The 22,712-nt window shown below is 63.5% G+C and carries 23 protein-coding genes; 7 read left to right on the top strand and 16 right to left on the bottom strand.

The features are described from left to right. Window positions 1-44: 44 nt before the first annotated feature. The 7 genes from AC0L2V_RS04930 to AC0L2V_RS04900 all read right to left on the bottom strand — a co-directional run bounded on the left by AC0L2V_RS04930 (window position 45) and on the right by AC0L2V_RS04900 (window position 6,488). A complete protein-coding gene (locus tag AC0L2V_RS04930; RefSeq protein ID WP_473519591.1) occupies window positions 45-2,243 on the bottom strand; it encodes an esterase-like activity of phytase family protein in 2,199 nt (732 codons plus the stop codon). Between the two features lie 140 nt (window positions 2,244-2,383). Continuing rightward, a complete protein-coding gene (locus AC0L2V_RS04925; protein ID WP_473519590.1) occupies window positions 2,384-3,400 on the bottom strand; it encodes a glycoside hydrolase family 25 protein in 1,017 nt (338 codons plus the stop codon). Between the two features lie 217 nt (window positions 3,401-3,617). Continuing rightward, entirely contained in the window at window positions 3,618-3,866 is a 249-nt protein-coding gene (locus AC0L2V_RS04920; RefSeq protein ID WP_091591341.1) for a hypothetical protein, read from the bottom strand. 184 nt (window positions 3,867-4,050) lie between these two features. Next, a complete protein-coding gene (locus AC0L2V_RS04915) occupies window positions 4,051-4,449 on the bottom strand; it encodes a GFA family protein (RefSeq protein WP_077371459.1) in 399 nt (132 codons plus the stop codon). Window positions 4,450-4,636: 187 nt separating this feature from the next. Further along, on the bottom strand, window positions 4,637-5,593 hold the full coding sequence (locus tag AC0L2V_RS04910; protein WP_473519589.1) for an alpha/beta fold hydrolase: 957 nt from the start codon (window positions 5,591-5,593) through the stop codon (window positions 4,637-4,639). A gap of 26 nt (window positions 5,594-5,619) precedes the next feature. Continuing rightward, a complete protein-coding gene (locus AC0L2V_RS04905) occupies window positions 5,620-6,105 on the bottom strand; it encodes an SRPBCC family protein (RefSeq protein ID WP_128168485.1) in 486 nt (161 codons plus the stop codon). A 134-nt stretch (window positions 6,106-6,239) separates the two neighbouring features. Beyond that, on the bottom strand, window positions 6,240-6,488 hold the full coding sequence (locus tag AC0L2V_RS04900; RefSeq protein ID WP_027154214.1) for a ParB N-terminal domain-containing protein: 249 nt from the start codon (window positions 6,486-6,488) through the stop codon (window positions 6,240-6,242). A 156-nt stretch (window positions 6,489-6,644) separates the two neighbouring features. Here AC0L2V_RS04900 and AC0L2V_RS04895 point away from each other — a divergent pair, with 156 nt between their 5' ends. From AC0L2V_RS04895 to AC0L2V_RS04875, 5 genes are all read left to right on the top strand, one after another. After that, window positions 6,645-8,285 carry a N,N-dimethylformamidase beta subunit family domain-containing protein gene (locus AC0L2V_RS04895; RefSeq protein WP_473519588.1) on the top strand — a complete coding sequence of 547 codons (1,641 nt, stop codon included), beginning with the start codon at window positions 6,645-6,647 and terminating at the stop codon, window positions 8,283-8,285. A 1-nt stretch (window position 8,286) separates the two neighbouring features. After that, window positions 8,287-9,666, top strand: coding sequence for an aminotransferase family protein (locus AC0L2V_RS04890; RefSeq protein WP_473519587.1), 1,380 nt, complete (start codon window positions 8,287-8,289; stop codon window positions 9,664-9,666). 3 nt (window positions 9,667-9,669) lie between these two features. After that, window positions 9,670-10,599 (top strand): 3,5-dioxohexanoate:acetyl-CoA acetone transferase, encoded by a 930-nt coding sequence (gene kce, locus AC0L2V_RS04885; RefSeq protein ID WP_473519586.1) that lies wholly within the window; start codon window positions 9,670-9,672, stop codon window positions 10,597-10,599. Window positions 10,600-10,798: 199 nt separating this feature from the next. Further along, window positions 10,799-11,302 carry a GNAT family N-acetyltransferase gene (locus AC0L2V_RS04880; protein ID WP_473519585.1) on the top strand — a complete coding sequence of 168 codons (504 nt, stop codon included), beginning with the start codon at window positions 10,799-10,801 and terminating at the stop codon, window positions 11,300-11,302. An 8-nt stretch (window positions 11,303-11,310) separates the two neighbouring features. After that, window positions 11,311-12,342, top strand: coding sequence for a histone deacetylase family protein (locus AC0L2V_RS04875; protein ID WP_473507526.1), 1,032 nt, complete (start codon window positions 11,311-11,313; stop codon window positions 12,340-12,342). Window positions 12,343-12,360: 18 nt separating this feature from the next. On the opposite strand, the gene AC0L2V_RS04870 is transcribed toward AC0L2V_RS04875, so the two are convergent. After that, on the bottom strand, window positions 12,361-13,623 hold the full coding sequence (locus AC0L2V_RS04870; protein WP_473519584.1) for a cysteine desulfurase-like protein: 1,263 nt from the start codon (window positions 13,621-13,623) through the stop codon (window positions 12,361-12,363). Between the two features lie 59 nt (window positions 13,624-13,682). Continuing rightward, window positions 13,683-14,750, bottom strand: a complete 1,068-nt coding sequence (locus AC0L2V_RS04865; protein WP_473507524.1) for an aldo/keto reductase — start codon at window positions 14,748-14,750, stop codon at window positions 13,683-13,685. Window positions 14,751-14,995: 245 nt separating this feature from the next. Between AC0L2V_RS04865 and AC0L2V_RS04860 the strand changes: the two genes are divergently transcribed. Next, window positions 14,996-15,160 (top strand): hypothetical protein, encoded by a 165-nt coding sequence (locus AC0L2V_RS04860; RefSeq protein ID WP_023798224.1) that lies wholly within the window; start codon window positions 14,996-14,998, stop codon window positions 15,158-15,160. A 44-nt stretch (window positions 15,161-15,204) separates the two neighbouring features. On the opposite strand, the gene AC0L2V_RS04855 is transcribed toward AC0L2V_RS04860, so the two are convergent. Beyond that, window positions 15,205-15,711 (bottom strand): DUF1993 domain-containing protein, encoded by a 507-nt coding sequence (locus AC0L2V_RS04855; protein WP_128173199.1) that lies wholly within the window; start codon window positions 15,709-15,711, stop codon window positions 15,205-15,207. 124 nt (window positions 15,712-15,835) lie between these two features. On the opposite strand from AC0L2V_RS04855, the gene AC0L2V_RS04850 reads away from it, so the two are divergent. Next, window positions 15,836-16,885 carry a DUF1176 domain-containing protein gene (locus tag AC0L2V_RS04850; protein WP_473519583.1) on the top strand — a complete coding sequence of 350 codons (1,050 nt, stop codon included), beginning with the start codon at window positions 15,836-15,838 and terminating at the stop codon, window positions 16,883-16,885. Here AC0L2V_RS04850 and AC0L2V_RS04845 read toward each other — a convergent pair. Genes AC0L2V_RS04845 through AC0L2V_RS04820 form a run of 6 tightly spaced genes read right to left on the bottom strand, consistent with a single transcriptional unit; the run spans window position 16,882 to window position 22,683 of the window. Beyond that, the gene (locus AC0L2V_RS04845) at window positions 16,882-17,766 is read right to left on the bottom strand and encodes an alpha/beta hydrolase family protein (RefSeq protein ID WP_473519582.1); all 885 of its coding nucleotides are present in this window, start codon (window positions 17,764-17,766) and stop codon (window positions 16,882-16,884) included. The two genes, AC0L2V_RS04850 and AC0L2V_RS04845, sit on opposite strands and share 4 nt — an antisense overlap. A 32-nt stretch (window positions 17,767-17,798) precedes the next feature. Next, entirely contained in the window at window positions 17,799-19,421 is a 1,623-nt protein-coding gene (locus tag AC0L2V_RS04840; RefSeq protein ID WP_473519581.1) for an NTP transferase domain-containing protein, read from the bottom strand. Continuing rightward, complete coding sequence (locus AC0L2V_RS04835; protein WP_473507520.1) at window positions 19,418-20,122, bottom strand: XdhC family protein; 705 nt, start codon at window positions 20,120-20,122, stop codon at window positions 19,418-19,420. The genes AC0L2V_RS04840 and AC0L2V_RS04835 overlap by 4 nt, the downstream gene beginning before the upstream one ends. Before the next feature lie 9 nt (window positions 20,123-20,131). Beyond that, on the bottom strand, window positions 20,132-20,470 hold the full coding sequence (locus AC0L2V_RS04830; RefSeq protein ID WP_473507519.1) for an XdhC family protein: 339 nt from the start codon (window positions 20,468-20,470) through the stop codon (window positions 20,132-20,134). A 28-nt stretch (window positions 20,471-20,498) separates the two neighbouring features. Then, window positions 20,499-21,749 carry a vWA domain-containing protein gene (locus AC0L2V_RS04825; RefSeq protein WP_473519580.1) on the bottom strand — a complete coding sequence of 417 codons (1,251 nt, stop codon included), beginning with the start codon at window positions 21,747-21,749 and terminating at the stop codon, window positions 20,499-20,501. A gap of 4 nt (window positions 21,750-21,753) precedes the next feature. Further along, complete coding sequence (locus AC0L2V_RS04820) at window positions 21,754-22,683, bottom strand: AAA family ATPase (protein WP_473519579.1); 930 nt, start codon at window positions 22,681-22,683, stop codon at window positions 21,754-21,756. Between the last annotated feature and the right edge of the window lie 29 nt (window positions 22,684-22,712).

Raw genomic sequence — 22,712 nt, 5'->3', positions numbered from 1 at the left:
CGCTTCGCGGATCGACCCTCCCCTCAAGGGGGAGGGAAACACCCTCAGTTCACGGCGCTGATGTTGCCCAGGCGTAAAAACAGGGTTTCGCCGGAAGAATCGTCGACGCCGTCATTGTCGGTGGCGACGAAGATGTCGCCGTTCTTGTCGATGGTGAAACCTTCGACCTTGTCGATGACATAGCCGTTGCTGGCTGATTTCAGGTCGCCGACGATGTCGCGCACCAGCGTTTTTTCGACCAACGGCAGGTCGCGACCAAGCTTGGCAGGTTTGAAGGCGTCGAGCGCCACCGAATAGATGCGCTTAACCTTGGCCAGGTCGCCGATCTGGTTGTCGCGTTCGAGAATGTAGAGCTTGCCGTCCTGCGCGGTGATCTCCGACAGGCCCATCCAGCCAGCTTCGGTCGCTTCGAGCGGGTAACGCACCGCCGACCATTCCTTGGCCTTGGGCTTGTAGGCCAGAAGCTTGACCTGGCCCTTGGGATCGTCGGCCCATTCGCGTTGCACGGCCATCACCAGCGTCAGGTCGTCGCCCTCGCCGACCGCAGTAATGCCTTCGAGACCGAAGCGGCTCTGGTGGGCGAGCAGTTCCATCGGGAAGCCGACTTCCTGCTTGATCACGCCCTTCTCGTCGACGCGCAGGATGGCGTGCGGGACGAGCTTTGCCGGATCCCCTTCATTGGCCAGCCAGAAGCCGCCTTCACCGTCGGCGACAAGACCCTCGATGTCGATCTTCTGTGCAGGGTGGCCATCACGCGTGACGATGGTCTTGCCGGTGATCAGTGCCGGCGTCTGGGTGGCATCGATCTCGAAGATCGAGGGCGCGTTGGCGTAGAACGAGTCCGAGGCAGCGAACAGCTTGCCGACAGTGTCGCCGGCGGCGAGCGCCGAAAGCGCGCCCCAGCCGAGCGGCGTCCCGTCTGCCGTGGGCTTTGCCGTGATCATCGGGTAGGTGGCGGGGCCTTCGGAGCGCTCGTAGATCATCACGTGCGAGCGGGCGAGCCCGTCCTCGACCAGGTCGGCCTCGTTGGCGGTGACCAGGAGATTGCGCGACGGGATCGCGACCAAGCCTTCCGGACCGATGCCGGACGGCAGGATCTGGACAAACCGAGGCTCCGCACCGGTGTCCTTGTAGACGCCGACAACGGAGCCACGCTCCGAAGCGACGAAGATCAGCCTGTCCTCGCCGAACGTGCCGATCTCGAGACCTTCCGGCTCGACGCCCTTCTTGTTGCGGTCGTCGGGATAATGGCCGGCATTGGCGACCTGGTACTCGAAGGACGAACCGGAATCGTAGAGGACCTCGCCCTTCTTGCTGAAGATCGTGAAGCCGCGCGAGCCGCCCTTGTAGTCGCCTTCGTTGGCGACGGCGAGGCGGTCATTGTCGAGCCATTTCACGGCGTCGGGCTCGCGCGCGACGTTTTCGATCTTGCCATCGAAGGACAAGGCACCGTTCTTCCTGGTATCGATCTTGTCCAGCGTGGCGTAGCCTGCGGAAAAGTGCGTGACGATTGCGCCGGTTTCGGCGTTGACGATAACGATGTGGTTATTTTCCTGCAGCGTGACTGCTATCTCGCCGGCCTCGTTGAAGGCGACGAATTCCGGCTCCGGATCTTCCCCAGCGACTTCGGCAATGCCCGCCAGGTTGACGGTCTTCATCGTCGCGCAATCAGGCTGGCCTTCGGCAAGCGTGAATATCTTGAGGTCGCCGGCCGGCATCTGCGGAATTTCACCGTCGTTCAGATCCTCGTCGCGCTCGTTCTCGATGGCGATGGCCAAAAACTTGCCGTCCTTGCTGAACGCCAGCGAGTCCGGTTGGCCGCCGAGGTCGCAAGTGCTTTCGATCGCCTTGGAGGCAAGGTCGATAACGCTGAGGTTGCCCGAAGGCCTGGCTTTGCTTTCCGACGTGTTGACGCCGGCCAGCACCTTGCCGCCGATGACCACAACCGAGGTCGGCTCGCCTGCTATCTTGACGATGCCGCCGGCCTTGGGCGCCTTGGGATCGGCGATGTCGATGAAGCCGACAGCACCGAGCGGGCTATCGGAATAAACCAGCGTCATGCCGTCTTCGCTCGCCGTGATGATCTCGGACGAAGTCGGCGTGGTCTTCTCGACATCCGCCGGGAGGTTTCCGGCCACCGCGAAGCTAGCGACCCGGTTGAACATCATGTCGGCATGGGCCGGCAGCGAAACCGAGGCAGCAAGCGCTGCCGTCAGGACGAAAAGCGCGGAATGGCGGGGCACGGGTGGCGTCTCCTGTTCGAATGGAAGCCACCTGATTTGCGGGAACGACATTTCAAAGCGATGACGGATCCATGACAGGCGGTCAGGTCCGTCGATATTCACCTCATGCTGGCCTGCAAATGGGCGCTTTCTTCGGCCGCCTACTCCGCCTCGGCCACCATTTGCCGCCCGCCAACCCAGTTCCGCCAGGTTCTCTCGTCGCCGTGGAAGACGTTGAGGTCGATGCGGCCCCTCACCCCATGCGACAGGCCGGAGCCGGAATACTGCCAGAACACCCATTTGCGGCCGGGATAGACCTTTGAAGGGTGCTGTGCCACCGCGCGCAGCCAGAATGGATAGTCCAGAAATGCGCCTCTGAGATTGTCGCGGTAGAAATCAGGCGCGGTGTAGATGATGGGCCGCTGGCCGTAGTGGCGCTCGAGCTTGTCCATGAACACCTGCATCTTCTCCAGCACCTTTTGCCGCGACGGCCGCCGCTTGCAGCTGGATTCGCCGTTCCACTCGACATCGATCACCGGCGGCAAGGCGCCCTCGACCCTCGGCACGTTGCGGATGAACCAGTCAGCCTGCTCACCAGCGGTGCGGCACCAGTAGAAGAAATGATAGGCGCCGCGCTTGAGGCCGGCGGCGTCGGCATTGCGCCAGTTCTTCCTGAACATCGGGTCGAGATGATCGCCGCCGTCGGTCGCCTTGATGTAGGCGAAGTTCGCGCCCTGCGCGCGCAGCTTCGCCCAGTTCACATTGCCTTGCCAGCGCGAGACGTCGACGCCGTGAACGGCGAGGTGTCTGGGCGATGCCCTGCCGAAATTGATCGGCTTGGCGTCACGGAACCGATAGCGCTGGACCGGCTCGGCGAGCATCGGTGCTGCCCGTGCCAGCCGCTTCGGCGCCACCAAGGCAATCGGCTCGACGGGCGGCTCGATGCTTTCGGCAGGCTCCGGAGTGGCCATCGCCACAGTCTGCTCCGTCGCCTCCTCCGGCGCGAAGTCGGGTTCGACATCGGCAGCGCCGACCGACGCCACCGGCGCGGGCGGCCGCACAACCGAACTGGTCGTCTCGCTGGACGGCACTTGCAGCGCGTCGACGCCGGGCGTGGACGTGCAGCCGGCAAGGCAAAGTGACGCGATCGAGAAGATGACGACGCCTGATAACCGCATCTGGACCTGTACGCAGAACACAACAGACCGAGGGCAAGACAACGCCGCCGGACAAACCAGTCCGGATTACTAACAAGAAATTACCAACAAAGTTTGAATCAAATTGTTAGGGCAGAGGGGCTGGGCAAGGCGCTCGCTCTATCACCGTAGCGGTGAGAGCCTGGAACGCTGCAGGACCGAGAGGGCGCGAAGGATCGCGACGCCAGCAGGTCGCTGCCTAGCCGCACAACCATAGATTGTGGCAGCTCTCGGCTACCATATGAGCGGGCGGGACGGAGCGGTCGGTGCCAAGGCGATCAGAGTTGGGGCGATCGGTGACGGGATTGACCGGCGCATCATCATCCCGGCGAACCTTTTCTTCGAGCAGCGAGCGAAGCTCGGCCGGCTGCACGCGGTCACGCTCCATCACCAGCTTGACCATCGGATCGCTCAAAAGCTCATCCAGGGTGTTAATTCTGTCGTTCATCCGTCGCCTCCTTCGACTGCCGACCCGCAGGCAATAGATAGGCGGCAATGATGGCTCGCCAATGACGCTTTGCCGACTATCTCGTGTCCCGGACGAAAAAATTTGGGCACGCCTTGTGCTTGATTTCGCCTGCGCTTCGGTTCGCCTGTGCTTCAGTTCGCATGTACTTCAATTCGCCTGTGCTTCAATTCGGCGGTGGGGCGCCTTCATATTGCGGCAGTCCGTCGTCGAGCTGTACCCAGGGCTGCTTCGAGGCGGTCCAGATATGCATCTGCGGCTTGAACATGGAAGGATCGTCGAGCGAGCCGGAGGTGATGCCGATGATGCCGGCGGAGTCGCGCCGGGAAAATATCGTCGTGCCGCAGCCCGGGCAGAAGCCGCGCTTGAGATCGGGCGAGGAATTCACCGTCGCCACCGGCCCGTCGATGGTCACGTCGTCGATGCGGAACAGCACGCGGGCGTTGAAGGCCGCGCCCAGCGCCTTCTGGCAAAGCCGGCAATGGCAGACGCGCTCGTTGATCGGCGCGGCCTCGGTGCGGTAGCGCACTGCCCCGCACAGGCAGCCACCCTGATATTTCGCCATTGCCTTAGCCCGTCTTTCTGAAGATTGGCAGGAAGGTAGCTGCCGGGATAGGAGCGTCAATTGAAAAGCTTTGATGGCGCCATCTGTTGGCGTGATGCGGCAGGCCGAATGTACGATCAGGCGCGATGCGCAACGAGCGTCGCCGGCCATCTCGCGGGAGGACGGCCGGCAGGCAGTTGTCAGGCGGTCAGTGCGTTTCTCTGACGATCTCGTCCCAGGTCTTGACCTTGGTCTCGCCATTGAGGAAGGGCAGTGCGGCGGCCACCAGTTCCGGCGCGAAAAACACGTCGTAGTGGGTGCGGTTCGGCAGGATGGCCAAGCGGTTTTGCGACAGGTTCTCGCGCATCCAGCCGGCGTCCTTCAGCCCGCCGCCGAGCAGCTGATAGAACTTGATCTCATGCTCGGGCCGGTACATGTCGCTGTCGCCGAACACCAGCATGACCGGCATCTTCAGCTTCGCCACGTCGGCGGAGTAGTCGTAGTCCTTGCGCATATGGGCACCGAGCTGGTCGAGCAGCTTTGGAAAATCCTGCGGGCGCGGCGCGACCGCCACGTAGGATTTGTACATCGGCGTGTCCTTCATCATGTCGGCCATCGCGGCGCCGACCTGCGCCTGCTGAGTACGCATGTCGGCATAGAAGCCGTCCGAGGCATAGCCGGTCGAGACCAGCACCAGCCGGCGCACTGTCTCGGGATGCTGGACGGCCATGCGGAAGGCGACGCCGCCTCCCAGCGAGTAACCCATGACGTCGACTTTGTCGTGGCCGAGCGCCTTGACGATCGCCGCCATGTCGTCGCCCATCGCCTCAAGGCTCAACGGCCGATCGCCGAGCGCGGTGCGGCCGTGACCATGCAGGTCGACGCCGATGACGGTGCGGCTTTCGGCAAGCTTCGGCAGGATCGGCGCGAACATGTCTGTGGTGCCGAGACCACCATGCAGCAGAAGCAGCGGCTCGCCCCGGCCATAGACGGCGTAATAATAATTCAGGCCGTTGATCGGCAGCAGGCCGGATTTCGCCGGCTTGGGCATGGCTTTCGTTTCGCTGGTCATGGACGGCTTTACGTCCTCGGCATTGCTGGCGCCCGGCGCGGCGAAGAGCGCCGCGGCCGAGGCGAAAATGGCGAAAAACATCGATCTGGACATGTCGGTCTCCTTGCGTCCCGCCGATATCAAAGCCGCCTGGCGACTTCTTCGAGCTGGTCGGCGCACTGGCCCCAGCCCTCGTGAAAGCCCATCTTCTCGTGCTCTTCGCGGTCAGTGACCGACCAATGCGCAACCCGGGCGATGTAGCGGGTCTTGCCCTCGCCCTCATCCTCAAAGGTCAGCACGACCGTCATGAACGGCTTTTCGGACGGCTCCCAGGCCTTTGTGTAGGCGTCGGTGAGAACGATCTTTTTGCCCGGCACGACTTCGAGGAAGACTCCGGGGTTCGGGAATTCGTTGCCGTCGGGACCGGCCATCACAACCAGGCTGGAGCCGCCGGTGCGCACGTCCATTTCGGCGCGCGGCGTCGTCCACGGCTTTGGCGCGAACCATTGCGTCACGAGCTTCGGCTCGGTCCAGCAGCGATAGACGTTCTCGCGCGGCGCATCGATGATGCGGGCGAGAACCAGTTCACGGTCGGAGCTGGGGGCGATGTCGAGCTTGGTCGTCATGATGGTCTCCTCACTTGCTTGCTAAAGAGTTTGAATGCCGGTTTCCGTCTCAAGGACGAGTGGGCAACGCGCAGCCCGACACGGTTTCGCGAAAAACTTCGCCAGGCCGATTCCGGCGGACGCCGAATGAGAGCTTAGTGGCGCTTGGCTTGCACCAGATAGGCGTCGATATCGGTCTCGCCGAGCCACTTCGCCGCTTCCAGCCGGTGCAGGCCTTCAACCAGGATATGGCGCTTGCCGTCGTGGCGCACCTGGATCGGCGTCTTCATGCCGTTTTCCAGAATGTCCTCGGCCAGATGCCGAACGGTCTCAGGATGCAGCGTCTTCCTGCGCGCGGTCGGCACGTAGATGTCGTCCACCCTGACCTTTTGCACTCTCAGCATGTCGGCTCCCGCGGCGGAAAAGGCCGCCCTTTGAGAGATAGTCGGTTTGACAGGCGAGGCCAAGGCCGGCTGTCGGCTATCGCTGGCCCGATCGTTTCCGATTGACGCTTGCCGAGCAGATGGCCGAAATGGCGATCTTCGATCATGCCGGTAGCCATGACTGACTTGCCGACCGAATTCCCCGATTTCGGACTGACGCCCCACCAGCGCCGGCAAGCGGTGCGCGGCCACTACTGGGAATGGCCGGGCATGGACGGCGAACATGGCGAGATCTGGTGCTACAGCGACCGTTTCTCATACCGCCGGGGCGAGACGGTGACGCTGCATGTCAGCTCGACGGCCTCCAGCTTCAGCATGGCGATCGTCCGCGACGGCGGCATCGAGACGAAAATGTTCGAGAAGGCCGGGATCGCGGCACGCTGGCAGGATACACCCGACCAATGTTCGGTCGCAGGCTGCGGCTGGGACGCGTCGTTTGAATTCCGCGTCGGCGACGAGTGGCCGTCCGGCGCCTACCGCGTCACGCTGACGGCGGATGGCCGCGATGGCAAGCCGGTCCGCTGCCATCATCTTTTCATCGTTATCCCGCAGCCCGGCAAGAAACGGGGTGGTGTGCTGCAGGTCGCCGCCACCGGCACCTGGCTTGCCTACAACACTTGGGGCGGCTCCAATCATTACGAAGGCATCACCGGCCCGAACCGCGACCAATATGCCCCAATGGTGTCGACGCAGCGGCCATGGTGCCGCGGCTTTGTTGTCCTGCCGAAGGAGGCGCCGCGCGTGCCGCTCGAGGTCGCCGTGCCGCCCAAAACCGTGCCGCGCTATCCGCATATGGAATGGGCCTTCGCCACCGGCCATTCGAAGAAATACGCCTCGTCCGGCTGGGCAAGCTATGACAGCCACTTCTTTCGTTTTGCCGAACGCGCCGGCTATGCGGTCGACCTTGCCAGCCAGCACGAATTGCATTTCTCGCCCGAAATCCTCGACGGCTATGACTGCGTCATCTTCGTCGGCCATGACGAATACTGGACCTGGGAGATGCGGGACGCTGTCGACGCCTATGTCGAGCGCGGCGGTCGCGCGGCGCGCTTCGCCGGCAATTTCATGTGGCAGACCAGGCTGGAGGACGGGGGCCGCCGCCAGGTCTGCTACAAATACCGCGCCCGTGCCGAGGATCCGGTCTATCGCGGCGGCGACGTGACCCGCGCCACCAACTCCTGGGAAGCACCGGAAATCGGCCGGCCGGGTGCGACGACCTTCGGGCTCAATGCGACCAGGGGCATCTACGCCGGCTGGGGCGGTTGCGCACCGCGCGGCGTGCGCGGCTTTCCGGTCTACCGGCCTGAGCATTGGGCGTTCGCCGGCACAGGCATCTATTACGGCGACCTGCTCGGCGCCGACAGCCATGTCTATGGCTATGAGGTCGACGGGCTCGACCACGAGATCCACGGCGGCCTGCCCTACCCGACGCCCGACAGCGGCGCGCCGGATGGGCTGGAAATCCTTGCGGTCGGCATGGCTGCGCAAGTCGAGGAGAGCGCCGACATCCCGTTCGAACACCAGTTTCTCGGCGACGAGGATGGACGCTTCACCGCCGAAACGCTGTTCGGCGAGGCGAGCGACGCCAATCTCGACAAGGTCAAGCGCGGCAACGGCATGATCGTCAATTTCCGGCGCGGCAAGGGCGAGGTGTTCCACGCCGGAAGCTGCGAATGGGTCGCCGGCCTGCTAAGGCAGGACGCGATGGTCGAGCGCGTCACCAGGAATGTACTCGACCGCTATCTCGGAAAGTCCTGACATGCTGAAGTCCCAGACCCCTGCCCCGGATACCGAGACGCGCCTGCCGTCGCATCTGTTCTATCTGTCCAGCCTGCGCCGGCCGCTGGTCGACTACGCCGAAGGCATCTACATCTGGACGCAGGACGGCCGCCGCTTCATCGACGGGTCGAGCGGACCGATGGTCGCCAATATCGGTCATTCCAACCGCAACGTGCTCGATGCGATGAAGCGGCAGATGGATCGCGCCACCTTCGCCTACCGGCTGCATTTCGAGAACGAGCCGGCCGAGGACCTGGCACGGGAGTTGGCCGGAAAGCTGCCCGAAGGCCTGGACCGGATCTTCTTTGTCTCGGGCGGTTCGGAAGCGACGGAATCCTGCGTCAAGCTGGCGCGGCAATGGGCTGTCGCCACCGGACAGGCCAGCCGCTGGAAGGTGATCACGCGCTTTCCATCCTATCATGGCGGCACGCTCGGGGCGCTCGCCGTCACCGGCGACGATGCGCTGGCCGAAGCCTTTGCGCCGATGATGCAGGTCATGCCGACCGTGCCGGCGCCGGCCGCCTGGCGCGACCGCGACAATCTCTCGATGGAACAGCGCGGCGTCCGCTACGCCGACATGCTGGAGGAGAAGATCCTCGCCGAGGGGCCGCAAAGCGTGCTCGCCTTCATCATGGAGCCGGTCGGCGGCGCTGCCACCGCGGCGCTGGTGGCGCCGGACAGCTATTATCCGCGCATCCGCGAAATCTGCGACCGCTACGGCATCCTGCTCATCCATGACGAAGTGATGAGCGGTGCCGGCCGCACCGGCAAATTCCTCGGCGGCGACCATTTTGACTGCAAGCCCGACATCGTCGCGCTGTCGAAGGGGCTGGGCTCGGGCTATGCGCCGCTCGGCGCGCTGGCGGCATCCATGCGGCTGGTGCAGCCGCTGCTCGCCTCCGGCGGCTTCCAGCATGGCCATACCTATGCCGGCAATCCGCTCGCCTGCGCCGCCGGGCTCGCCGTGCTTGGCGAAATGGACCGTCTCGACCTGATCGCCAATGCGGCTGGCATGGGCGATCTTTTGATGGCTGAGTTGAAGGGCCTGGCCAAGCGGTTTCCGTTCGTCGCCGACGTGCGCGGCAAGGGACTGCTGCTAGGCGCCGAGATGGTCGCCGACCCCGATACGCTGCGGCCGATCGCACCGGCGAAGAAGGCCACCCAGCGCCTGCTCGACCTCGCCTATGAGCGCGGCCTGATCATCTATGGGCGAAAGGTCAAGGGCGGGGTCGACGGCGACAATTTCATGGTGGCGCCGCCGATGATCGTCACGGCCGAGCAGATCGGCGAGATCGTCGCCATCATCGGTGACTCGCTGCAGGTGCTGGCCGGCGAACTCGACCTGCCGGTCGAAGGCTGAGCCATGGCGCCGCGAAAAGTCATCATCACCTGCGCCGTCACCGGGTCGGTGCACACGCCGTCGATGTCGCCGCATCTGCCGGTGACGCCGGACCAGATCGCCGCAGAGGCGATCGCGGCTGCCGAAGCCGGCGCCTCGATCCTGCATCTTCACGCCCGTGACCCGAAGGACGGGCGGCCGACCGCCGATCCTGATGTGTTCATGCAGTTCCTGCCGCGCATCAAGCAGGCGACATCAGCGGTGATCAACATCACCACCGGCGGCTCCTCGCTGATGACGCTCGACCAGCGGCTGGCCGCACCGCTCAGGGCCGAGCCCGAAATGTGCTCGCTCAACATGGGCTCGATGAATTTCGCGCTGTTCCCGATGCTCAACCGGTCAAGGGAGTGGCAGCACGAGTGGGAGCCGAAGCTGCTGGAAGCGACACGCGACACGATCTTCAAGAACACCTTTGCCGATATGGAGACCGTGCTCGAAAGACTTGGAAAGGGCTGCGGCACACGCTTCGAATTCGAATGCTACGATGTCGGCCACCTCTATTCACTGGCGCATTTTCGCGATCGAGGTCTGGTGTCGGGACCTCTGTTCATCCAGTTCGTGTTCGGCATTCTCGGCGGTATCGGCGCCGATCCCGACAATCTGGTCCATATGAAGCGCATCGCCGACAAACTGTTCGGCGACAGCTACCAGTTTTCGGTGCTGGCCGCCGGGCGCCACCAGATGCCGATGATTGCGATTGCGGCGGCGATGGGCGGCAATGTCCGCGTCGGGCTGGAGGACAGCCTTTACGACGGCCGCCAGCTGGCAAAGTCCAATGCCGACCAGGTGCGCCGCATCCGCAGCGTGCTCAACGGGCTGTCGCTGGACGTCGCCACGCCCACCGAGGCGCGCGAGATGCTGGCGCTCAAGGGCGGTGATAGGGTAGCGTTTTGAGACGATGGTTTGAGATGCTTGCGTTCCGTCGCACCCCCCTCTGTCCTACCGGACATCTCCCCCGCAAGGGGGGAGATCGGATGTCCCAGTCGTTTTCGCCAATCGTCTACGTTGCAGGACAGACGCCAAGAGCGAAGCTGCCAATCTCCCCCCTTGCGGGGGAGATGTCCGGCAGGACAGAGGGGGGTGCCTGGGCGCCGTGAGTACGTCATCAACAAACGTCCTCATCCGCCCCGGCCGCATCGAGGACGTCGAAACCATCCATGCCGCGATCCTGCGGCTTGGCGCCCATACCGGCGCACACCAGGAAATCACTTCTACGCCCGAAGACCTGCGCACCTGTGGCTTTGGCGAAAAACCTGCCTTCTCGACTCTGATCGCCGAAGTCGACGGCGAGTTTGCCGGCCTGTGCCTGCATTTCCCGATCTTCTCGACCTGGATGGGGCGGCCCGGCGTCTATGTGCAGGATCTCTATGTGGAAGATCGGTTTCGCGGCCGCAGGATCGGCGAACGCCTGCTGCGGCGTGTCGCCCGAGAATGCCGGAAGGACGGCGGCGCCTATCTCAGACTGTCCGTCGACAGCGACAATGAAACCGCCAAGGCCTTTTACGAAAGGCTGGGCATTGCCTGGTCGAGCTACGAGCAGGTGCAGAAGATCGTCGGCGACGCGTTCTTTGCCTTCGCCGATGCACCAGAGGAATGAGGGAAATCATGAAAGCCTTTTATGCCGAAGAGCAGAAGCGCCACGATCCCAAGGCGTTCCTCTCCAGCGGCGCCCAAAAGCCCAATCCGGAAAAGCCGGAGCGCGTCGAACGGCTGCTCGCCGGCGCCAAGGCCGCCGGCTGCACGATTGAACGGCCGAGAGATCACGGGCTTGGTCCGGTTGCCGCGGTGCATACGCCCGAATACCTCGATTTTCTCAAGCACATTTTTACGCGCTGGCAGCGAATCGAAGGCGCTTCGGCCGAAGTGATCCCCAACATCCATCCGATCGCGCGGGGCGGCTCTTATCCGGCCTCGGCGGTCGGCCAGGCCGGCTACCACATGGCCGATACCGCTTGCCCGATCTCCGGCGAGACCTGGCGGAGCGCGCTGTGGAGCGCCTGGAGCGCGGTCGAGGCCGCCGACGCGGTAATGGCGGGCGCGCCGGCTGCCTATGCGCTGTGCCGTCCGCCCGGCCATCACGCCTTTGCCGACGTCGCCGGCGGCTTCTGCTTCATCAACAATTCGGCGGTCGCGGCACAGACGCTGCGCAAGCAAGCCGCACGGGTGGCGATCCTCGACGTCGACCTGCATCACGGCAACGGCACGCAAGGCATTTTCTACGCGCGGCCGGACGTGCTCACCGTCTCGCTGCATGCCGATCCGGTGCGCTTCTATCCGTTCTTCTGGGGTCATGCCGACGAACGCGGCGAAGGGCCTGGTCTCGGCTACAATCTTAACCTGCCGCTGGCGCGCAAATCCGGCGATGCCGCGTTCCTGGAAGCACTCGACATGGCGTTCCAGCGCATCCGCGCCTTTGCGCCGGAAGCGCTTGTGGTGGCGCTCGGCCTCGACGCCTTCGAGGGCGATCCGTTCGGCGGACTATCGGTGACGACGCCAGGCTTCTCGCGCATCGGCGAAGCCATCGCCGGTTGTGGCCTGCCGACCGTCATCGTCCAGGAAGGCGGCTATCTCTGCGACGAACTCGGCGACAATCTTACCGCTTTCCTCACCGGATTCGCCGCCGGCAAGAAACGCTAATATCAGCCGGATGCCGCTTCAGAGTCGCTCCTGTCGCAACATCGCGATAACGCGATGCACGCTCTCCAGCGTCTCATCGATCTCGGCCGCCGTATTGTAATGGGCGATGCCGATGCGCACGACACCATGCTCGGCTGGAATGCCGAGCTGATGGACGATCTCCCAGGCGTAGTTGTGGCCGGACCACAGGAAGATGTTTTCCGCATTCATCTGCCGCACGATCGTCTCCGGGACGATGCCGTCGACAGTGAACGAGACCGTCGGCACGCGCTCGCCGACACGCGCCGGATCGGTGATGCCGTGGATGGTCAGGCCTGAAATAGCCGACAGGCCATCGATCAATCTTTGCGTCAGCCTGTTCTCGTAAGCAATTGAAATTTCAAACGCGTTGCCTATCCTGGCACGTCGCGAACCATCCTCACCGGCGGCGCCCAGCTCCGCAAAATAATCGACCGCGGCGCTCAGGCCGGCCATCAACTCGATCTGCGGCGTGCCGAGTTCGAACCGCTCCGGCAGGGCGTTGGACGAACAGCGGCATTTGTACGGTGTCAGCGCGTCGATGACATCCAGCCGGCCCCACACTATGCCCATGTGCGGGCCGAAGAATTTATAGGCCGAGCAGGCCAGGAAATCGCAGCCGAGATCCCTGACGTCGATCAGGCCGTGCGGTGCGAACTGCACGGCGTCGACATAGACCAGCGCGCCGGCCTGCCTGGCGATGCCGGTCAGCGCCTTCACCCGGTTGATCGAGCCGGTCAGATTGCTGGCGTAGTTCAAGGCGACAAGCCGCGTCCTGTCGGTGAGCAGCGCAGCAAGCGCCGCCTCCTCGATCTGCCAGCTCTGCTCGTCGAAAGCCAGCCAGCGGACGACGAGGCCAAGATCTTCGGCCAGCTGCAGCCACGGCGAAATGTTGCCCTCGTGGTCCATGCGGGTGAGGATGATCTCGTCGCCGGGTTTCATCGTGCGGCCTAGCGTGCGCGACATGTGGTAAGTCAACGTCGTCATGTTGGCGCCGATGATGATTTCCTGCGGGCTTGCAGCACCGAGGAAATCGGCCATCGCCGCATGGGCGTCATCGACGATCTGTTGCGCCGCGATCGTGGTTTCGAAGAAGCCGCCGAGATTGGCGTTTGTTGTCAGCAGGCAGCGTGACACCGCGTCTGCGACCGCCTGCGGCACCTGAGTGCCGGCAGGGTTGTCGAAATAGATGCGGCGACGGCCCTTGTCGGTCAGCGACAGTGCCGGAAATTTCTCGCGCACGACCTCAATCGGAAAATTCACTTTTTCTCCCTCCCTACTGAAATCGTTTGGCAATCACACCTACAGAGCCGGAAAGCAGCTCACGGACACGGGTTGCCGACACGCTGGTGGATTGCATCGACCGCCTTCTGCATATCCTCGGTCCAGACGACATCGGCGGAAGACAGCGCCATTTCGAGCTGCGGAAGGGTCGTCGCGCCGATGATGCTCGACGTGACGAAGGGCCGGCTCGTGACATAAGCGTTGGCAAACAATGCCGGCTCCATGCCCAAAGAGCGCGCCAGTTCGTTATACTCGAGCTGCGCCTCCGCGGCATTGGGCGTCTCGTAGCGCTGGCCACGGTTGAAAAGCTGAGAACGCGAGCCTTGCGGCCGCGCGCCATGATCGTATTTGCCGGTCAGGTAGCCTTGCGCCAGCGGCGAATAGGCGAGCAGGGAAACCTGTTCGCGCTCGCAGACCTCGGCAAGGTTCACCTCGAAGCCGCGGTTGACGAAATTATAGGCGTTCTGCAGCGACGCCAGGCGCGGGCCGACGCCTTTGTCGGCTTCGCCGACGAACCGCATGACGCCCCACGAACTCTCGTTCGACAGGCCGAAATGGCGGATTTTTCCGGCCTTGACCAATTCGTCGAAGACGGCGAGCGTCTCGGAAATCGGCGTCTCGCCGCCCGGTGCACCGGCGGAATCGGCGCGCAGCGGCACGGCGCCGACGCGGTTCGGATTGGCGCCCCAGGGCACGTCCCGTTCCGGCCAATGGATCTGGTAAAGGTCGAGATAATCGGTGTTGAGCCTGGTCAGCGACTTTTCGACGGCATCGAAGATGTCGGCGCGCACCAGCTTCGACGGGCGATCGCCGCGAAACCATGTGTTGGCGGTGCGGCCAACCACCTTCGAGGCGAGGATCACTTGGTCGCGGTTGCCCTTTGCCCTCATCCAGCTGCCGATGATCTTTTCGGTCCAGCCTTGCGTCTCCGCCTTGGGCGGGATCGGGTAGAGCTCGGCAGTATCGATGAAGTTGACGCCGCGCGAAAATGCCAAATCCATCTGGGCGTGGCCATCCGCTTGGGTGTTCTGCTGGCCCCAGGTCATCGATCCCAGGCAAATCTGGGAAACAAGAAGATCGGTCCGACCAAGGCGGCGTTTTTGCATGGTAATTTCTCCGGCGGGAACTCTTTTGCGCGGCTGCGCAGGAAGGAAGCCGCAGCATACAGGAATGCACCGGCTGTCTCCAACCCTGGCGCCAGTGGCCAGCGACTTTTTCGAGAGGCCGAAGCGGGGGCGCTCGGCGACGTCAAAAAATCAGGGCGGCATGGCTGCCATGCTAATGCTGCACTGCACAATTGTCATTGTTTGCCTATATTGGGGCTTGGGAGGACCAACCAGGGGCTTGAATCATGGGTTTCCTCACTGAAATGTTCGCCCGTCCGCGTCCGCAGGAACATCTGCGCTACCGCGCGGCTCTGGCGCTGCTTCATTCGATGAGCAATGCCGACCGGGCCGACATCGGCATCAAACCAGCCGATTTTCCGCGTGTCGCCCGCGAAATGTCCTCACGTTAGTCACGGATATCCCGGCTCGACCGGGATATCTCCTCGCCAATTCTTCAACGTGAACCCATGAAAATCGCCTTGCTCAGCGGCACACCATTGTGGCGCAGGATGTCGTAGGCCGTGGTCACGTGGAAATAGAAATTGGGCATGGCGAGATGCAGCAGATACTGCATGCCGGCCATCGAGAATTCGCGCTGGCCAAGCTTCAGCTCGATCATTCTGTCATCGGAGCCGTCCATATCGGCAGCCGAGAATGTTGCCAGAAGGTCGACGGTCTTGGCGATGCGCGCCTGGAGATCGGCAAAGGTCGCCTCGTTGTCTTCATATTTCGGCACCTCGCGACCGGCAAGCCGCGACGGCGCGCCCTTGGCGTGGTCGGTCGCGATCTGCACCTGCCTGGTCAACGCATACATGTCCGGCGCCAGCCTCGACGTCAAAAACACCTGCGGATCGATCTTGCGGTCGAGCGCATTCTGCTCGGCGATGTTCAGCACGTTGGATAGCGCCTTCAACCTGGCCGAAAACACCGGCACGGACGCTTCGTACATCGATATGGTCACGTGAATCTCCTATCCCGGCGGGAACGCCGACGGCGGCACCTAGCGCCTGCGCAGGCGATTCTTCAAGCGTCACCACGTCGCCGCAATCGCTATGATAGGATTTCCCATCCGGTGGAGATTCCCGATGAGAAGCGCCCTTTTTGCAGCGACTGCTTTTTTCTCCCTTGCCGTGACAGGCCAACCGGTGCTCGCCGCCGAAGCGCCTTATGTCGACGACAGGTCGGACGCCGAAGCGGTCATCCGCTCGTTCTACAGCGCCATCAACCGGCAAGAATTCGCGCGCGCCTGGGACTATTTCGGCGATACCAAGCCGGTCCAGGATTTCGACGCCTTCGTCAAGGGCTATGACGGCACCGAAAGGGTCGAGGTCAAAACCGGTGGCGTGTCCGAAGACGGTGCGGCCGGCAGCATCTATTACAATGTTCCGGTCGCCATCCGGGCGACAGCCAAGGACGGCAGCGAAAATGTCTTTGCCGGCTGCTACACCCTGCGCCAGGTCAACGCCTCGATCCAGGAACCGCCATTCCGCCCGATCTTCATCGACAAGGGCGCGCTGAAACCGTCCAAGGCCGAATTCGAGGACGCCGTGCCGGCAAGCTGCGGCGACGCACCGCCGCCGCCGAAGAAGGATGCGGCTCTGGAGCAGGCCAAGAAGGCGTTTGCGGCCACTTATGGCGACCAGTGCGACAAGGAAATGCCTGGCGGCGAGCCCTTGGCAGAGCCGGACGCCTACTCCCTGCGCTACAAGGATGCCGGCGCCGAGGCCGATCAGCCCGAACGCGAGACGCGGCTGTTTCGCTTCTTCTGCTCGATGGCTGCCTACAATGAGAGTGCCGTCTACTATGTCCACGACGATGTGTCAGGCGTCCGGCAGCTGCAGTTCGCCTCGCCGGAACTCGATATCCACTATGAGAACAACGATAGCGAAGGCAAGGTCGAGGCGATCAACGTCACCGGCTTCCAGACCGACGACCAGCTGGTCAATTCCGAATATGACGACGCCACCAAGACGATCTCATCCCTCAACAAGTGGCGCGGTGTCGGAGATGCCGCGTCGGCCGGCACGTATCTGTTTCGCAACGGCAATTTCTCGCTGGTGCAGTACGATGTCGACGCCTCCTATGACGGCGAGATCAACCCGCAGACGGTCGTGGACTACAACACACCGCCTTAAGGGGCCTCCGATAGCATCCAGTTGAGCGTGCCGCGCCAGTCGGTCATGCGGATCGGCGTGCCGTGCGTACCGGTCTCGAAGCGGACAAAGCGGGCCGGATAGGTCTTCGATTTGGCCAGGATCGTACGGAAGAAGGCCTCCTGTTTCCCGACAGGAAACACCGGGTCCTTGCTGCCCTGGCCAAAGAAGACCGGGACACGGCGCTTGAAGGCCGGGCTCGAGAAGAAACCTTCATCCCACAGCGAACCGAGCAGCAGCAGCCCGCCGATGCGGCCGCCAGTATCCTTGCGGGCGGCCAGCTTCCAGCACAGTGCGCCGCCCATCGAGCCGCAGGCGACGAAGATCTTCGCGCCCGGCGACCGTTCGGCATAGTGGCCGATCAGCGCGGCGATCTGGGCAGCACCTGTGTCGCCGAAATCGGAGAAGTCCGGCGACAGATAGAGGCCGCCATTGCCGGCCATCAGGTTCTTGATGCGGTTGAAATTGCCGCCGAAGGTGAAATCGTCGACGCCCTGCTTGCGGCTGCCGCCCTGCCCGTGCAAATAGAGCACGATGACGCCGGCGCCTTGTGTGCGACCGACGGCGACGTGGCGGATATTGCCGGCGTCGGTCTTCAGCAGCAGATCCTGCTGCACCTTGCGCACACCGGTGTCGACATACTGCGCCTGCGAGCGGCGCTCCGGCACTTTGTCGCGGGCGTTGATATCGCGCAGCTCGCGATAGTCGACGACTGTATAGGCACCCTCGGAAGAGAGGATGGCCGGATAGGCGAACAGATCGTCTTTGAAGGGCTTTAGCGTGAGGTCGTCGGCGTAAGCGGCGCAAGAAAACAAGAAAAATATTGAAATCAGAAGGGCGCATAGGACGGTACGAATAGCCATACCTCAGGCATGCGTTTTTCGGCCCCGGTTTGTCAATCCTGCAGCACGCCGCCGGCGCCTTCCAGCGCCTCGGGGGTGTCGACATCGATGGACGCTGCCTTGCCGATCTCGACATCGACGACGTCGAGGCCCTCGGCCTCGACCAGATGGCGCGCGCCGGTATCGCCTTCCAGATGAGCGATCGCCGTAAACAGCGAACGCGGCAGCAACACAGGGTTGCCTCGCTTTCCCTCATGCGAGGCCCGCACCACCGATCGGCCCTCGGATTTGCGGAATGCATCGATCAGCCTGTCGAGGTCGGCTGACGCGATGCCAGGCATGTCGCCAAGCACGATCATGGCGCCGGCAGCATCGGCTCTGACCCGCGCGATGCCGGCCTTCAGCGATGAAGACAGGCCCTCGGCGAAATCCGGATTATTGGCGAAAGTCACATCCAGTCCCGACAACGCGGCGCGCACACGCTCACGCTGATGGCCGGTGACGACGACGGTGCCCGAAGCTTTGGAGCCGAGCGCGCGCTCGGCGCTGCGGCGCACCAGCGGCTGGCCGTCGAACAGTGCCAGCAGCTTGTTCGGGCCGCCCATGCGGCTGGAGCGGCCGGCGGCCAGCAGCACGATATCGACCTTCAACTCGGCACTCTCAGACTTTGGCGCCGGCAGCGGCTCGCGCGGCTGTGGCCTAGTCGGGATTTCCATCAACAGACCGCCGACACCCATGCCGGCAATATCCTTGGCCGTCATGTCGAGACCGGCGATCAACCTGTCGAGAACCCAGTCGAAGCCGTTCTCCTTGGGGCTGCGGGCGCAGCCCGGCGCGCCGATGACGCGCTTGCCGGCAAGCGCGCCGAGTACCAGGAGATTGCCGGGATCGACCGGCATGCCGGCGCGGATGACGGTGCCGCCGGCCTTCTCGATCGCTGCCGGGATGACGTCGCCAAAATCGCTCATCGCCGATGCGCCGAAGATCACCACAATATCGTTGTCACGCGCCAGCGAGCCCGCGGCCTCCGCAACAGCGCCAATTTCGTGCGGCGTGCGGCGCTCGGCCGTCAGCCGGCCACCTGAGCGCGCCAGACGGGCTTCGGTGACCCGCAATGTCTTGTCGAGCACACTCGGCTTGATGCTGGGCAGAACCGTCTGGATGACGCCGACACGCACCGGCTGATAGGCATTGACGGCAAAGATCTCGCCGCTGGCGCAGATCCTTGCCGCCGCATCGACCAGGGCGGAAGCAACGGCGAAGGGAATGATCTTCACGGTTGCGACCATCTGGCCATTTTCGACCGGCGCGTGCTGCGCCAGCGTGGCGATGGTGATGGTCGGATCGACGGCGTTGATGGCGTTGATCATCGCGGCATCGACCGTGAAGATACCGGCCGCCCGGGCGTGCAGATTAACCCGGCCGGTCGCGGCGGGCTTCGCCTCGACATTGCGATGGATCATGCTTTCGGCGATCTTTTCGGCGGCAGCGTCCTCGCTCAAATCATCGGGAGCAAGAACAGCCGCGACAACCTCCGAAATCCCTGCTGACTTGAGCAAAGACACATCCTCGGCGCTCAGCCTGTGTGCCTTGCGCAAGCGCCGTTCTCCGGCCGTGGTGGCATGCGCCAGCACTGCGCCTTCGGCCGTATCTATGGGGATTGGCCCAAACTTCACGCCACCGCGTCCTTGGATTCGTGGCCGCGCGAACGAAACGCCTGGATCGCTTGCGCCAACACCGCCACAGCTATTTCGGCCGGGCTCGCCGCACCGATGTCGAGACCGATCGGCGCGTGGATGCGGGCGATCTGGTCGGCGGTCGCGCCCATCGCCAGCAGGCGTTCGACCCGCTTCGCATGAGTCTTGCGGCTGCCGAGCGCACCGACATAGAAGCAGTTGGCGTCGAGCGCCGCCTTCAGCGCGAAATCGTCGATCTTCGGATCATGGGTGACGGCGGCCAGCGCCGTATAGCTGTCGAGCGGCTGGCGCTTCAGGATATCCTCCGGCCATTCGGCATGCAGCGCGACATCGGGAAAGCGGTCTGCGGTGGCAAAGGCCGTGCGCGGATCGACGATCTCCACGGGGTAGCCGGCGATCCTGGCCATCGGCGCCAGTGCCTGGCTGATATGGACTGCGCCGATCACCACCAGGCGCGGCTGCGGCAGGTAGGCGTTGAGGAAGAAGGTTCGCCCTTCCGCCTCGACCGACCCGGAATTGCCTGTTCGAAACGCCTTGGCGATCGCGGCGCCCAATTCGCCGGCGACCTGATCGCCCTCCCGCACGATGCGATCGCGGCCATCGCCGAGATCGGTGACCAGGATCACCGCGCGGCGGGCGCGGCGTTCGGCGTTGAGTGTTTTCAGCGCATACGGATCCATAGTGCTGGCCTAACCCAATCGCTCGACATAGACCTTGATGCGACCACCGCAGGATAGGCCGACCTGCCAGGCGGTTTCGTCGGCGACGCCGAACTCCAGCATCTTCGCCTTGCCTGAGTCGATGACGTCGATCGCCTCGGTGACCACTGCGCCTTCGACGCAGCCACCAGAGACGGAGCCATGGAAATTGCCGTCCGCGTCGATGACAAGGTGGCTGCCGACCGGGCGCGGCGCCGAGCCCCAGGTCTCGACCACGGTGGCAATGGCGACATCCTTGCCGTCTTTCATCCAGCCTTCCGCGATGATCAGCGGATCGCGGGCCTCATCGAGATAAATACTGTTATCCATCACCGTTTGTCCCTGAGAAAACATATGACTATGCTGCGTCTCTCGTGCCACCCTCAATCCATCTGCGTGGGTCGACGGAGCGCGCCGAAGTCTTGTCCAGCGACGCGCACAGGTCGGCGAGCGCATCGAGATTGTGCACCGAGCGAAATTCGTCGACATGCGGCAGCATCGCCTTGACGCCGCGGGCGCGCGCCTCGAAGCCGTCGAAGCGCAGCAGCGGGTTCAGCCAGATCAGCCGCCGGCAGGATTTGCGCAGGCGCTCCATTTCCTCCGACAGGCCGGCAACGTCGTCGCGCTCCAGCCCGTCGGTGATCAGGAGAACCACCGCACCTTGCCCCAGCACACGCCGCGACCACAGCCGGTTGAATTCGCCCATCGTATCGCCGATGCGGGTGCCGCCCGACCAGTCCATCACCGCCGCCGAACAGTCGGCGAGTGCTGCGTCTGGATCGCGATGGCGCATCTGCCGCGTCAGATTTGTCAGCCTGGTGCCGAAAACGAAGGCGTGCACGCGCCGGCGCTTTTCGGTCAGCGCATGCAGAAAATGCAGGAAGATGCGCGTGTACTGGCTCATCGAACCGGAAATATCGGCAAGCACGACCAGCGGCGGGTGAACCTCGCGGGCTGAACGGAATTTCGGCAGGATCAATTCGCCGCCGGTGCGCGCAGCGGAACGCATCATGGCGCGCGGATCAATACGGCGACCATGCGCATTAGACTTGAAGCGGCGTGTCCTGACCATGTCGAAGGGCAGCCGCAACTCGGCGATCGCCTTCTTGGCGTCGATCATCTCGGCGGCGTTCATCTGGGCAAAATCCTTGCCCCTCAGCACCTCGTTGCCGGAAAATGTGAAGCGGGCGTCGACCTCGATCTCGGGGATTTCCTGCGCCGGCTGGTTCTTCTGGTGGCCCTCGAACATCGCCTGGCTGACGCGGTTTTCCGCAGCGCGCGGCTTTTGCTTCTCTCTGATATCAGGCGCCACCGGCGAAAACATCGCCAGCATCTTTTCGATCAGCTCGTGCGATTTCCAGAACAGCCGGAAGGTTTCGTCGAAGGTGGGGTGATCCTCGTGCCGCGATACCAGCACGGCATGCAGCGTCCAGTAGAAATCCTCGCGGGAACCGATGCCGGCGGCCAGCACCGCCTCGATGGCATCCTTGACCGAGGCCGGGCCGACCCGCATGCCGGCCTTGCGCAAGGTGCGGGCGAAATAGACGATGTTATCGGCGATCCGCCCGTCCGGCGTTGCCTCTTTCGGTTCGGGATGCGGCGTTGCCATCGCCCTACTCCGCCGCCGAAAGCTCGGCCTTGACCTCGTTGAGGATGCGCCGGCTTTCGCCCTGCTCGATACGGGCAATGTCGTCCTGGTATTTCAGCAGCACGCCGATCGTGTCGGAAATGGTTTCCGGATCGAGCGCCACCTTGTCGAGTTCGGTCAGCGCGCCGGCCCAGTCGATGGTCTCGGCCACACCCGGCACCTTGAACAGTTCGATCTGGCGCAGCTTCTGGATGAACGAAACCACCTCGGCGGACAGCCGGCTGTTGGCCTGCGGCACTTTCCGGCGCACGATTTCCAGCTCGCGCTCGGCATTCGGATAGTCGACCCAGTGATAGAGGCAGCGCCGCTTCAGTGCGTCGTGGATCTCTCTGGTGCGGTTGGTGGTGATGATGACGATCGGCGGCTCCTCCGCCTTGATCGTGCCGAGCTCGGGCACCGTGACCTGGAAGTCGGAGAGGATTTCGAGCAGGAACGCCTCGAAGGCCTCATCGGTGCGGTCGAGCTCGTCGATCAGGAAGACCGGGGCGGCGCTCGCCTTGCCGGTCAGCGCGTCGAGCACCGGGCGGCGGATCAGGTATTTTTCGGAAAAGACGTTGCGCTCCATGTCGGAGCGGTCAACCTTGCCGGCCGCCTCCTCCATGCGGATCTCGATCATCTGCGCGGCGTAATTCCACTCGTAGACGGCCGAAGAGACATCAAGACCTTCATAGCATTGCAGGCGGATCAGCCGGCGGCCGAGCGCTTGCGCCAGCACCTTGGCGATCTCGGTCTTGCCGACGCCGGCCTCGCCCTCGAGGAACAGCGGCCGTTTCATGCGCAGCGACAAGAACAGCACGGTCGCCAGCGACCGGTCCGCCACATAGTCCGCGCCGGTCAGGAGATCGAGCGTCTCATCGATCGTGCGCGGCGTAGGGCGTGGTTTCAACCCGGTCATTCTCTCTCCGTGCGTGCGGCCCATCCAGA

The sequence above is a fragment of the Mesorhizobium sp. WSM4814 genome (assembly GCF_055811595.1).
This window is presented reverse-complemented; position numbering and strand designations above follow the sequence as displayed.

Bases quoted from the DNA above. Each gene is read 5' to 3' on its own strand.
- AC0L2V_RS04915 (WP_077371459.1), bottom strand. From the start codon at position 4,449: ATGGCGAAATATCAGGGTGGCTGCCTGTGCGGGGCAGTGCGCTACCGC.
- AC0L2V_RS04860 (WP_023798224.1), top strand. From the start codon at position 14,996: ATGGGTTTCCTCACTGAAATGTTCGCCCGTCCGCGTCCGCAGGAACAT.
- AC0L2V_RS04845 (WP_473519582.1), bottom strand. From the start codon at position 17,766: ATGGCTATTCGTACCGTCCTATGCGCCCTTCTGATTTCAATATTTTTC.
- AC0L2V_RS04910 (WP_473519589.1), bottom strand. From the start codon at position 5,593: ATGTCCAGATCGATGTTTTTCGCCATTTTCGCCTCGGCCGCGGCGCTC.
- AC0L2V_RS04850 (WP_473519583.1), top strand. From the start codon at position 15,836: ATGAGAAGCGCCCTTTTTGCAGCGACTGCTTTTTTCTCCCTTGCCGTG.
- AC0L2V_RS04920 (WP_091591341.1), bottom strand. From the start codon at position 3,866: ATGAACGACAGAATTAACACCCTGGATGAGCTTTTGAGCGATCCGATG.
- AC0L2V_RS04820 (WP_473519579.1), bottom strand. From the start codon at position 22,683: ATGACCGGGTTGAAACCACGCCCTACGCCGCGCACGATCGATGAGACG.
- AC0L2V_RS04875 (WP_473507526.1), top strand. From the start codon at position 11,311: ATGAAAGCCTTTTATGCCGAAGAGCAGAAGCGCCACGATCCCAAGGCG.
- kce (WP_473519586.1), top strand. From the start codon at position 9,670: ATGGCGCCGCGAAAAGTCATCATCACCTGCGCCGTCACCGGGTCGGTG.
- AC0L2V_RS04895 (WP_473519588.1), top strand. From the start codon at position 6,645: ATGACTGACTTGCCGACCGAATTCCCCGATTTCGGACTGACGCCCCAC.
- AC0L2V_RS04865 (WP_473507524.1), bottom strand. From the start codon at position 14,750: ATGCAAAAACGCCGCCTTGGTCGGACCGATCTTCTTGTTTCCCAGATT.
- AC0L2V_RS04900 (WP_027154214.1), bottom strand. From the start codon at position 6,488: ATGCTGAGAGTGCAAAAGGTCAGGGTGGACGACATCTACGTGCCGACC.
- AC0L2V_RS04925 (WP_473519590.1), bottom strand. From the start codon at position 3,400: ATGCGGTTATCAGGCGTCGTCATCTTCTCGATCGCGTCACTTTGCCTT.
- AC0L2V_RS04835 (WP_473507520.1), bottom strand. From the start codon at position 20,122: ATGGATCCGTATGCGCTGAAAACACTCAACGCCGAACGCCGCGCCCGC.
- AC0L2V_RS04830 (WP_473507519.1), bottom strand. From the start codon at position 20,470: ATGGATAACAGTATTTATCTCGATGAGGCCCGCGATCCGCTGATCATC.
- AC0L2V_RS04890 (WP_473519587.1), top strand. From the start codon at position 8,287: ATGCTGAAGTCCCAGACCCCTGCCCCGGATACCGAGACGCGCCTGCCG.
- AC0L2V_RS04905 (WP_128168485.1), bottom strand. From the start codon at position 6,105: ATGACGACCAAGCTCGACATCGCCCCCAGCTCCGACCGTGAACTGGTT.
- AC0L2V_RS04825 (WP_473519580.1), bottom strand. From the start codon at position 21,749: ATGGCAACGCCGCATCCCGAACCGAAAGAGGCAACGCCGGACGGGCGG.